The sequence below is a fragment of the Sphingomonas sp. HT-1 genome, assembly GCF_048568905.1.
Taxonomy (GTDB): domain Bacteria; phylum Pseudomonadota; class Alphaproteobacteria; order Sphingomonadales; family Sphingomonadaceae; genus Sphingomonas.
In genome coordinates this window covers 673068-684681 of sequence record NZ_CP183770.1, presented here as the reverse complement: position 1 = coordinate 684681, position 11614 = coordinate 673068, and the positions used below count along the sequence as shown (strand labels likewise).

General features: G+C 63.3%; 8 protein-coding genes. 6 read left to right on the top strand and 2 right to left on the bottom strand.

The genetic code is table 11. The features are described from left to right. Positions 1-2: 2 nt before the first annotated feature. The 3 genes from gltX (at position 3) to ACNFJ7_RS03250 (ending at position 5002) form a co-directional block, all read left to right on the top strand. Positions 3-1427, top strand: a complete 1425-nt coding sequence (gltX, locus tag ACNFJ7_RS03260; protein WP_058805443.1) for a glutamate--tRNA ligase — start codon at positions 3-5, stop codon at positions 1425-1427. Between the two features lie 27 nt (positions 1428-1454). Then, the gene (locus ACNFJ7_RS03255) at positions 1455-2738 is read left to right on the top strand and encodes a citrate synthase (RefSeq protein WP_019368002.1); all 1284 of its coding nucleotides are present in this window, start codon (positions 1455-1457) and stop codon (positions 2736-2738) included. Positions 2739-3169: 431 nt separating this feature from the next. Then, positions 3170-5002, top strand: a complete 1833-nt coding sequence (locus ACNFJ7_RS03250; protein WP_019368003.1) for a beta-L-arabinofuranosidase domain-containing protein — start codon at positions 3170-3172, stop codon at positions 5000-5002. Between the two features lie 44 nt (positions 5003-5046). Here ACNFJ7_RS03250 and ACNFJ7_RS03245 read toward each other — a convergent pair whose 3' ends face one another. Further along, positions 5047-7335, bottom strand: a complete 2289-nt coding sequence (locus tag ACNFJ7_RS03245; RefSeq protein WP_019368004.1) for a glycoside hydrolase family 3 N-terminal domain-containing protein — start codon at positions 7333-7335, stop codon at positions 5047-5049. Positions 7336-7493: 158 nt separating this feature from the next. Between ACNFJ7_RS03245 and ACNFJ7_RS03240 the strand changes: the two genes are divergently transcribed. The 3 genes from ACNFJ7_RS03240 to ACNFJ7_RS03230 all read left to right on the top strand — a co-directional run bounded on the left by ACNFJ7_RS03240 (position 7494) and on the right by ACNFJ7_RS03230 (position 10618). After that, positions 7494-8495: a LacI family DNA-binding transcriptional regulator gene (locus tag ACNFJ7_RS03240; protein ID WP_019368005.1), complete on the top strand. Its 1002-nt coding sequence runs from the start codon at positions 7494-7496 to the stop codon at positions 8493-8495. 62 nt (positions 8496-8557) lie between these two features. Beyond that, complete coding sequence (locus ACNFJ7_RS03235; RefSeq protein ID WP_019368006.1) at positions 8558-10096, top strand: glucoamylase family protein; 1539 nt, start codon at positions 8558-8560, stop codon at positions 10094-10096. A 12-nt stretch (positions 10097-10108) separates the two neighbouring features. Continuing rightward, positions 10109-10618 carry a MarR family winged helix-turn-helix transcriptional regulator gene (locus ACNFJ7_RS03230; RefSeq protein WP_419724234.1) on the top strand — a complete coding sequence of 170 codons (510 nt, stop codon included), beginning with the start codon at positions 10109-10111 and terminating at the stop codon, positions 10616-10618. A gap of 26 nt (positions 10619-10644) precedes the next feature. Here ACNFJ7_RS03230 and ACNFJ7_RS03225 read toward each other — a convergent pair. Then, a protein-coding gene (locus ACNFJ7_RS03225; RefSeq protein WP_152997892.1) for an IS630 family transposase occupies positions 10645-11591 on the bottom strand; the annotation gives its coding sequence in 2 pieces (ribosomal slippage) (positions 10645-11255 and positions 11255-11591; 948 coding nt in all). Between the last annotated feature and the right edge of the window lie 23 nt (positions 11592-11614).

The following is an 11614-nucleotide window of genomic DNA, read 5'->3' as shown; positions in this document are numbered from 1 at the left end:
GCTTGAGCGCAACTACAGATACCAACGGCGCCAAGCCCGTCGTAACTCGCTTCGCACCGTCGCCCACCGGCTTCCTGCACATCGGCGGCGCGCGCACCGCGCTGTTCAACCTGCTGTTTGCCCGTCACCATGGCGGCAAGTTCCTGCTGCGTATCGAGGACACCGATCGCGCACGCTCGACCCAACCGGCCATTGAGGCGATCCTCGACGGGCTTCGCTGGCTCGGCCTGGATTGGGACGGCGATGAAGTCTATCAGTTCGCCCGCGCCGCTCGGCACGCCGAAGTCGCGGACGAGATGATCGCGCGCGGTGCCGCCTATCGATGCTACCTGACGCAGGACGAACTCGCCGCGATGCGATCGGAAGCGGAAGCCGCCAAGAAGCCGCTGCGCATCCGCTCCCCTTGGCGCGACCGCACCGATGGCGATCCGGCGATGCCGCATGTCGTCCGTCTCAAGGCGCCGACCGAAGGTGCCGTGACGATTCGCGATCACGTTCAGGGCGAAGTGACCGTGCAGAATGCGGAGATCGACGATCTCGTTCTGCTTCGGTCGGACGGCACGCCCACCTATATGCTGGCTGTGGTCGTCGACGATAACGACATGGGCGTGACGCATGTGATCCGCGGAGACGATCATCTTAACAACGCGTTTCGCCAACTTCCCATCTACCGCGCAATGGGCTGGAACGAGCCGGAATATGCGCATATCCCGCTGATCCACGGGGCGGATGGCGCCAAGCTCTCCAAGCGGCATGGTGCGCTGGGTGTGGATGCCTATCGCGACGAACTCGGCCTGCTCCCCGAGGCGGTGTCTAACTATCTGCTCCGCTTGGGCTGGGGCCATGGCGACGACGAGATCATCAGCCGCGAGCAGGCGATCGAATGGTTTGATTTAGCTGGTGTCGGAAAATCACCAAGCAGGTTCGATCTCAAGAAACTTGAGAACCTAAATGGCCATTACATTCGGCAGTCGGATGATGCGAAGCTGGCAGATTTGGTAGCCGGACGCCTGACGTTCGAAATCAGCGACGCGCAAATGGACCTTCTGCGTCGCAGCATGGCGGCACTGAAGCCGCGGGCCGCCAATCTCCTTGAACTGGCCGATGGCGCAGGCTTTCTCTTTCGCACCCGCCCACTGGAAATGGACGAGGCAGCGGCAGCTCTGCTAGAGGGCGATGCGCGTCTCCTGCTCGCTCGGTTGCATACCGCGCTTGACGGATTGGCAACGTGGGATACGGAGGCGCTCGAAGCGGCGGTACGCACCGTCGCTGACGAAGCGGGCGTGAAGCTCGGCAACCTGGCGCAGCCATTGCGTGCGGCGTTAACCGGACGCCGAACCTCGCCGGGTATCTTTGATGTCTTGGCGCTGCTGGGACGTGAGGAGAGCCTCGCCCGCATCGCAGATCAGATGCGTACGCCCGCCTGAAAACGGGTCGAAGGAAAGGACGACAAAATGAGCGATACCGCCAAGCTGCACGTTGGAGGCAAAGACGTCGAATATCCCGTCCTGAAGGGCAGCACCGGCCCCGATGTCGTCGATATCCGCAAGCTTTATGCCCAGACCGGCGCCTTTACCTATGATCCTGGCTTCACATCGACCGCCAGCTGCGAGTCGGGCCTGACCTTCATCGACGGCGACGAGGGCGTGCTGCTCCACCGCGGCTACCCGATCGGCCAGCTCGCCGAGAATTCGAGCTTCATGGAAGTCTCGTACCTGCTGCTGAACGGCGAACTACCGACGCAGGCAGAGCTCTCGAAGTTCGAGAATACGATTACCCGCCACACTATGCTGCACGAGCAGCTGGCGACCTTCTATCGAGGCTTCCGTCGCGATGCGCACCCGATGGCGGTGATGTGTGGCGTGGTCGGCGCGCTTTCGGCATTCTACCACGATTCGACCGACATCACCGATCCGCAGCAGCGCATGATCGCGTCGCACCGCCTGATCGCCAAGATGCCGACGATCGCGGCCATGGCGTACAAGTACAGCGTCGGCCAGCCGTTCCTCTATCCGAAGAACGACCTGAGCTACACCGGCAACTTCCTCCGCATGACCTTCGGCGTTCCGGCCGAGGAATATGAAGTGAACCCGGTGGTGGAGAAGGCGCTGGACCGCATCTTCATCCTCCACGCCGATCACGAGCAGAACGCCTCGACCTCGACCGTGCGCCTCGCCGGTTCGTCGGGCGCCAATCCGTTCGCGTGCATCGCGGCCGGCATCGCCTGCCTCTGGGGTCCGGCGCATGGCGGCGCCAACGAAGCGGCGCTCAACATGCTGCACGAGATCGGCCGTCCGGAGCGTATCCCCGAGTTCATCGCCCGCGCGAAGGACAAGAACGATCCGTTCCGCCTGATGGGCTTCGGCCACCGCGTGTACAAGAACTATGATCCGCGCGCGACCGTGATGCAGAAGACGGTGCGCGAAGTGTTCGCCGCGCTCAACGTGACGGACCCGGTGTTCGAAGTGGCGCTCCAGCTCGAGGAAATGGCACTGAAGGACGACTATTTCGTCGAGAAGAAGCTGTTCCCGAACGTCGACTTCTATTCGGGCGTGATCCTGTCCGCGATTGGCTTCCCGACGACGATGTTCACCGCGCTGTTCGCCCTGGCTCGCACCGTCGGCTGGGTGGCGCAGTGGAACGAGATGATCTCGGATCCCGAGCAGAAGATCGGCCGTCCGCGCCAGCTCTACACCGGCCCGACGCAGCGCGACTACGTGCCCGTCAGCCAGCGCTAAACGCAAGGCCCAAGGGCCTAGCCCAAGCGGCTCGACAAGAAGACGGCGCCCCGCACCAGCGGTGGCGCCGTTTTTCGTGTTACCGCGGGAAGCGATACGTCGGCTTGTCACCGGCACAACGGTTTACCTCACCGAGCATCTTGTCCGGCGTAATCCGGAGGGCAAATCGTCGCCCTTCGCACCAGCTTCGCCTCCGGCATTCTCGTTCAAGATCCAAGCGTGGCAACAGACACCATCATTAGGCTTGGCCTTGCGCCCGCATCTGTTACTCTGAGTAAATATGATCGAAGGAGAGTCTGGGAATGCCTGTTCACATGGGCGGCGTACATACTTCACGCCGCACCTTCCTCTCCAGCAGTGGTTTCGGCGCTATCGTGGCGGGAGCCTGGGCAAGCTTGCCTGCTGCATCGGAAGCATCGCCTCCCCAAGCCATGCCCCCAAGTGCGCAAGCGAAGCTGCAAGCTTTCGATCTCACCGATGTCGACCTTGCCGAAAGCCCGTTCCTCCATGCGCAGCGCGCGACAGAAGCCTATCTGCTGCGCCTGCAGCCGGATCGGATGTTGCACAACTTCCGCGTCAATGCGGGGCTCAAGCCTAAGGCGCCGGTATATGGGGGATGGGAATCCGAGCCGACCTGGGAGGACATCAACTGCCACGGCCATACGCTCGGCCATTATCTATCTGCCTGCGCCCTCGCGTATCGAGCGACGGCAGATGTGCGCTACAAGCAGCGGATCGACTATATCGCGGACGAACTCAGCGCGTGTCAGGACGCGGCGAAAAGCGGGCTGGTTTGCGCTTTTCCGAAGGGCGCGGCACTGTTGGCCACGCACTTGCGCGGAGAGAAGATCACCGGCGTTCCCTGGTACACGCTGCACAAAGTCTATGCAGGTCTGCGTGACGGCGCAGTATTGGCCGACAGCGCGGTGTCGCGCACTGTATTGTTGCGCCTCGCCGACTGGGGTGTCGTGGCGACGAAGCCCCTTTCCGACGCCGAGTTCGAGGCCATGCTGGAAACCGAGTATGGCGGCATGAACGAGATTTATGCCGATCTCTACGCGATAACCGGCAAACAAGAGTATCGGGTTCTAGCGGAGCGCTTCTCGCAAAAGGCTTTGCTGCAACCACTGGCTCGGGGCCTCGACCATCTCGACGGCATGCACGCCAATACCCAGATCCCCAAAGTGGTGGGGTTTCAGCGCGTCTATGAAGCGACAGGAGATGAACGCTACCACGATGCTGCGCGCTTCTTCTGGAAAACCGTAGCGCACACTCGCTCGTTCGCTACCGGCGGGCACGGCGAGAACGAGCATTTCTTCGCCATGGCCGATTTCGAGAAGCGGGTCTTCTCTGCCAAAGGCTCGGAAACTTGCGGCCAGCACAACATGCTAAAGCTCACGCGCGCGCTATTCCTGCAGGAGCCCCGCGCCGAATACGCAGACTATTACGAACGTACGTTATATAACGGCATCCTCGCCTCACAGGATCCGGACACTGGGATGTGCACCTATTTCCAGGGTGCCCGCCCCGGATACATGAAGCTGTATCATACGCCCGAGGACTCCTTCTGGTGCTGCACCGGCACCGGAATGGAAAATCATGTAAAATATCGCGATTCCATTTACTTCCGCGATGACCAGTCACTCTATGTGAACCTGTTCATCCCCTCTGCGGTGCGCTGGCGCGAAAAGGGCGCAGTACTGACGCAGGAGACCAGCTTCCCGGAGACGCCGAACACGCTCCTGGGCTGGCGCGTGAATCGACCCGTCGATCTAGCGCTTAAGCTGCGGCATCCCAGTTGGAGCCGTTCCGCAACCGTACTGGTGAACGGGAAGCAGGCGATGCGCTCCATTGCCCCCGGCAGCTATATCGACCTTCGGCGCACTTGGCGTGACGGCGACCGCGTCGAACTTCGCCTAACGATGGAAACCGGGGTCGAGCGCGCGGCGGCCGCCCCGGATATCGTCGCCTTCACCTATGGCCCGCTGGTTCTCGCGGGCGCGCTAGGCCAGGACGGGCTCGCACCTGGTGCCGACATCATCGTCAACGAACGTCGTTATGGCAGCTACAATGATACGCCCTTTGCCGTGCCGATGCTGACGGGCGAGCCGGCCGCATTGATGGCAAAGATCCGGCCGACTTCCCGCCCGCTGGAGTTCACCATTCCGGCGGCCGATGGGCGATCCGTCCGCCTGATCCCCTATCATCGAATCGCGCATGAGCGCTATGCAACCTATTGGAAACTCAGCACGCCTGCCGCTTGATGCAACGTGAAGAACGGCGCCCCGTGGCAGGGGCGCCGTAGAGATCACCCCTTCAGCAGTTCGAAACTGCCCTTCAGCCCCGTTCCTTCCGCCGAAGGCGCGATCCACAGATCGAAGCGCCCTGGCTCCGCCACCGGCACGTTGTCCCTGCCGATGAACTGGAGCTGCTCGCGCCGGATGCGGAAGGTCACGCGCTCGGACTTGCCGGCCTCGAGACGCAGCTTCCGGAACGCCTTCAATTCGCGCACCGGCCGAGTAACGCTGGCGGTGACGTCGTGGATGTACAACTGGACGACTTCCTCCGCAGTGCGGCTGCCGCGATTGGTGATCGTCGCGCTTACGAGCAGTTCGCCGTCCCATCCCATCTGCGGCGCCACCTGCAGATCGGCATAGTCGATCCGGCCATAGGTGAGCCCGTGGCCGAACGGGAACAGCGCCGAGTTCGGGATGCCGCGATAATGCGCCTTGTACGGCTCGAGCTTCTCGTCCGAAGGGTTCGGCCGGCCGGTAGGCTTGTGCGCATAATGGTAGGGCTGCTGACCGGGCGAGCGCGGGAAGCTGCACGGCAGGCGGCCCGACGGGCTGTAGGCACCGAACAGCACATCCGCGATCGCGTTGCCCGTCTCGCTGCCCAGAAACCAAGTCACTAGAATCGCAGGCGCGTCGCGAACTGCACCCTCCAACGCAAGCGCGCGGCCGTTTTTCAGCACCACGACTACAGGCTTCCCGGTCGCGGCAACCGCCTCCGCGAGCGCCTGCTGCGGTGCTGGCAGCACGATCTCTGCGCGCGATTGCGCCTCCCCGGACATGTTCTGCGACTCACCGATCGCCAACAGGACGACATCCGCCGCGCGGGCGGCCGCGACGGCGGCTTCGATGCCGCCCCCGATCGCCGTTTCTACGCCAGAGCCTTCGACGATGGTGACAAGTGACGAGTCTTGCACCGCCGCCTTCACACCGCTGGCCAGATCGACAGCGTGCGTATCGTCGCCATAGACCACCCACGGACCCACCAGGTCATGGGCGCCGGCCGCGAACGGCCCGATGATCGCTATCTTCTTGCCGGCCCTGGGTAGCGGAAGCAGATCGCCGTCATTCTTGAGCAGCACGATCGACTTGCGCCCCGACTCGCGCGCCAGATCGATTGCCGTGCGCGTGCGCGTGCGCGCCTGCTCGCGCTTGCGATCGATGCGCCGGAAGGGATTATCGAACAGGCCCAACCTCGCCTTCAATGCCAGCACCCGCCGAACCGAGGCATCGACCAGCGCTTCGTCCACTTCGCCCTTGGCAACAAGATCGGGGAGGTGATCGCGGTAGAAGCCGCTCGTCATGCTCATGTCGACACCGGCAAGGAAGGCAATCTTGGCCGCGTCGCGCGCATCGGCCGCGAAGCCATGATCGATCAGTTCCATGTCACCCGTGTAATCGGACACGACAAGGCCTTGGAAACCCCATTGCTCGCGCAGCAAGGTCCGCATCAGCCATGGGTTGCCAGTGGAAGGAATGCCTGCGATCTCGTTGAACGAAGCCATGAAGGAAAGCACACCCGCGTTCAGCGCGGCCTTGAACGGCGGCAAGTATACTTCGCGAAGCGTGCGTTCCGAGATATCGACGGTGTTATAGTCGAGGCCCGCCTCCGCAGCGCCATAGGCGGCGAAGTGCTTCGCGCAGGCGAGCACGGCTTCGGCTGAAGTGAGGTCCTTGCCCTGAAAACCGCGAACACGAGCGGCGCCAAACATCTCCCCGAGCAGCACGTCCTCGCCCGCGCCTTCCATACCGCGGCCCCAGCGCTGATCGCGGGCGATGTCGACCATTGGCGCGAAAGTCCAATCGATGCCCGAGGCGGCGGCCTCGAACGCTGCCATGCGGGCGGTGCGCTCCGCCAGATCAGGCTCGAAGCTGGCGACTTCGCCCAGTGGGATCGGGAAGATTGTGCGGTGGCCGTGGATCACGTCGGCCGCGAAGATCAGCGGGATCTTCAGCCGCGACTGCATCGCCGCGCCTTGCATGCGGCGGGCCATCTCGGCGCCATTGCCGTTGAACACGCCGGTGATCCGGCCCTGGCGCACCTCTTCCAACTGGGCTTCGAAGCTGGGCCCGTTGGTGGGCGGATTCAATGCCGTGGCAGCGCTGCCGCCCCACGCGCTGGGCATGATAGTCAGCTGCCCGGCCTTTTCGGCGATCGTCATCTTCGCGACCAGTGCATCGATGAATGCCGGCACCGGCAACGCCGCAGCCTCCATCAGCATGGCCTTTGCCGGGCTGTGCATCCATGCGGCCATCGCACCCGCGCCGAGCAGCGCCGCGCGCCGTGAAATCCTGCCGTCCAACATTCGCCTGAAACCCTCTGCCTAAACGCCGCCGTGATCGCCAATTCGGGCTTGTAGCGGCAAGCCGTAACCGGTTACATAGCTTGCGTAAGACCGGGATTGCAATCGCCGATCTAGCCTGAAACATTGCGCGCCGCGATAAATATAAGGAGAGCATTCGCATGGCCGAAGCCACGATTCGTGACGTAGCGGCGAGAGCCCAGGTCTCGGTGGCGTCGGTATCCCGCGCGCTGAACGGCCTTAATAATGTACGCGGCGACACCCGCGAACGCATCCTCGCCGCCGCCGAGGAACTCGGCTATGTGCCCCACGCGGGTGCCCGAAGCCTGAGCCTGGCGCGCGCGCATTCGATTGGCGTGGTGCTGCCCGATCTGCACGGCGAGTTCTTCTCCGAGTGCGTCCGCGGCATGGACCGTGAGGCAAGCCGACGCGGGTATCTGCTGCTGCTATCGAATATGCACGACGAAGGCGATCGTGCGATGAAGGCGCTGCGTGCGATGCGCGGTCGCGTCGACGGGCTGCTGGTGATGGCACCGCATATCGCCCCCGATCTTTTGGCCGATGCGCTGTCGCCCGGGCTACCGGCGGTTTTGATCAATTGCCTGCAAGCCAAGCAGGCCCGCGCATCGCTGCGCGTCGACAATCACGTCGGCGCGGAGGCCGTGGTGCGCCACCTCGTCGAAGCCGGTTGCCGGCAGATCGTGCACCTGGCCGGCCCCACCGGGAACATCGACGCACGCGAACGAGCCGAAGGCTATCGCCAGGCGATGCACCGCCTGCTGCCGAATGTGCCGCCGGTGGTCCTGCCTGGAGATTTCAACGAAGGCGCCGGCGAAGCGCTCGCGCGGCGCATTGCTGCGGGCGAGATAGCGTGTGACGCGGTATTCGCCGCCAACGACATGATGGCGCTCGGCTGCCTGCACGGGCTGCGCAGTGCGCAGATCGCCGTGCCGGAGCAGATCGCCGTCGCCGGGTTCGACGACGTTCCCCTCGCCCGGTATCTTGGCCTCACCACGGTGCAGGTCCGCATCGCCGAACTAGGCGCGCGCGCCGTTGCACGGCTGGTCGATCAGATCGAAGGCAAGGCGCAGGGTGCCGAACAGACATTGCTGACGCCCGAACTCATCGTTCGCGGCACGACCGCTCAAAGCCTTCACAACTGAGTCTCGATATGCCGATCTTCAAAACTGCTTCTTCTCGTGCTGCAAAATATGTAACCGGTTTCATGAGCACCGCTGCGGCGCAAAATGAACAGTTTCCCCCCGCTCGGGGCGGCGCCGATCGTGCCGCCCCGCTTTTTCGGGAGGAGCCGCAACCGCTGCAGCTGAACCGCCGTGCCCTGCTATCGGCTTCGACCCTGTTCCTCGGCAGCACGGCGCTGGCCGGTTGTGCGGGCACACTAGGCCGGGCAGGTGGAGCCGCCCCCGCCGGCCCGGCACTCCCCGACTGGTATGCCGACTTGGAGGAGCGCACCTTCCGCTTCTTCTGGGAGCGCGTGAACCGGAAAAACGGACTGGTGCCGGATCGCTGGCCCTCGGAGAGCTTCTGCTCGATCGCGTCGATTGGCTTCGCGCTAACCGCCTATCCCGTCGGAGTAGAGCGAGGCTGGTGCACCCGCGCCGAAGCAAGCGACCTGACGCTGACGACGCTTCGCTTCCTTTGGGAAGCGCCACAGGGACCGGAACCCACCGGCAATGCGGGCTATAAGGGCTTTTTCTACCACTTTCTCGACATGGAGCAGGGTCACCGCTTTCTCGACGTCGAGCTCTCCAGCGTCGACAGCACGATCCTGTTCATGGGCGTGCTGTTCGCCGGCCAGTATTTCGATGGCGGCGACAGCCGGGAGGCGGAGATACGGCGCCTCGCCGAGGCAATCTACGCCCGCGCCGACTGGACCTGGTTCCAGGACGGACGCAGAGCGATTTCAATGGGTTGGCATCCCGGCGGCGGCTTCATCGCGCGAAACTGGGAAGGGTATAATGAGGGCATGTTCGTCTATGTCCTTGGCTTGGGTGCCCCCAATCACCCGCTGGCGCCGAACAGCTGGGAAGCCTGGACAGCGCCCTACCAGCAGGTCTGGCGCGGCGAAGGCTCTACCCGCCATCTCGCCTTCGCTCCCTTGTTCGGGCATCAGTACAGCCATGTCTGGATCGACTTTCGCGGCATTCGCGATGCCGCGATGCAAGCCGCCGGCATGGATTACTTCGAGAACAGCCGCCGTGCCGCCTACGCGCAGCGCGCCTATTGCACAGCCAATCCGCTGCAGTGGGAAGGCTATGCGGCTGATCTATGGGGCATCACCGCCTGCGACGGGCCAGGCCATACCAAACTGCCGTTCAAGGGCGGGACGCGGGAGTTCTTCGCCTATTCGGCCCGCGGACCGCTGGGCATGCCAGACGAGCGCGACGATGGTACCCTTGCGCCCACGGCGGCACTGGGCTGCCTGCCCTTCGCGCCCGAAATCGTGCTCCCCTGCGCGGAGCGAATGCGACGCGACTATGGCGACATCCTCTATGGGCAATATGGCTTTCTGGATTCATTCAATCCCAGCTTCCGATACACCGATCCCGAACCGGTGAAGGGCAAGGTGGACCCGGTGCGCGGCTGGGTGGATGACGATTATCTCGGCATCGATCAGGGACCGATCCTGCTGATGGCGGCAAATTACCGCAATGATTTCGTGTGGCGCATCATGCGTTCCGTGCCCGCGATCCGCCGCGGACTGATCCAGGCAGGCTTCAGCGGAGGTTGGCTGGAGTCTTGAAGGCTCTGCTGATTGACGGCGCGCGGGAAACGTGGCTTGCAGCCAAATATGTCTGCAGAACAACCGCATCTCGGCGCCCTGGAATCTCTGGTTGGCTATCGTCTTCGTAGAGCATGGATTGCTTTCTCAGCGGATTTCACGTCGGCGATGGAAGGTACGGGCGTGCGCCAGGTCCCATTGGCTGTGCTGTCAATCATTGCAGCCAATCCCGGCATCAATCAGGGTGCCACCGGACGCGCGCTGGGGATCAAGCGCGCGAACATGGTGGCGCTGATCAACGAACTGGTCGAAAACCAGTGGATCGAACGGGCCATCGATGCGAACGATCGCCGCGCGTTGACACTGACGCTGACGCCGGCTGGCAAGGCGGTGATGGCAGACGCGTTGCAGCGGATCGCAACGCACGAAAACCGCATGCTGTCGGACATGGAGCCTGCGGAGCGTTCGCTGCTCCTCGACATGCTCATCCGGATCGAGCGGCGAAACCCTGCAGCCGAAGCCGAGGATTCCGGCAACAGCTGAGGGCCGGGCTTTAGAGCGTTTTCCGATCAATCTGGATCATATCCGCAGGAACTGAAGTAGTTGGCGCATTCGCTGGGCTGGAAGATGTCGACGAGCGCGCCGATGCGGTTCCACAGGCCGCTGACAGTGCGCTCGCCGGCTTTTCGCAGCATGGCCTTGAGGCGTGCAAAGGCCTTTTCGATCGGGTTGAAGTCAGGGCTGTAGGGCGGGAGGAAGCGCAGCGTTGCGCCTGCCGCCTCGATCCGATGCTGGACCGCCGGTCGCTTGTGGCTCGACAGATTGTCCATGATGACGATGTCGCCGGGGCGCAGTGTGGGCACAAGGACCTGCGCCACATAGGCTTCGAACCAGTCGCCGTTGATCGGGCCGTCGAGCACCATCGGCGCGACCATGCCGGTCATGCGCAGGCCGGCAACCAGCGTGGTGGTTTTGCGATGGCCATGCGGATATCCCATCCGCAGCCGCTCACCCCTGGCGCAGCGGCCATGGCTGCGGGTCATGTTGGTGGCGGTCCAGGTCTCGTCGATGAAGACCAGGTGTTCCGGTTCCAGATCGACCTGGCCGTCGAACCAGTCGCGGCGCTGTTTCAGGATGTCGGGCCGGTCTTGCTCGACAGCATGGCCAGTCTTTTTTTGCGCGTCATGCCTCGACGCGCGAAAAAGCGATGCAGCCCTGCGACGGAGACTGCCAGACCCTTCTTGGCTAAGGCTCGGCGAAGCTCTTCCAGCGAGATGTCCTTGCGGGCCTCCCACAGCGCGAGAATGTCAGCTGCCCGTTCCTCAACCCGACGCGAACGCATGTCTCCGCCTTGCGGCTTGGCGGCAACATTGCCCGTTTCCCGCCGCTGGGCGTGCCAGCGGATCGCGGTCGACGGCGCAACCCCAAACCGGGCGGCTGCAGCCCGACAGCTCAGCCCGCCGTCAATCACAGCCAGAAGACGAACCCGCAAATCCATCGACAAAGCATGACCCATCCATGCCGGACTCCTTCACCGGC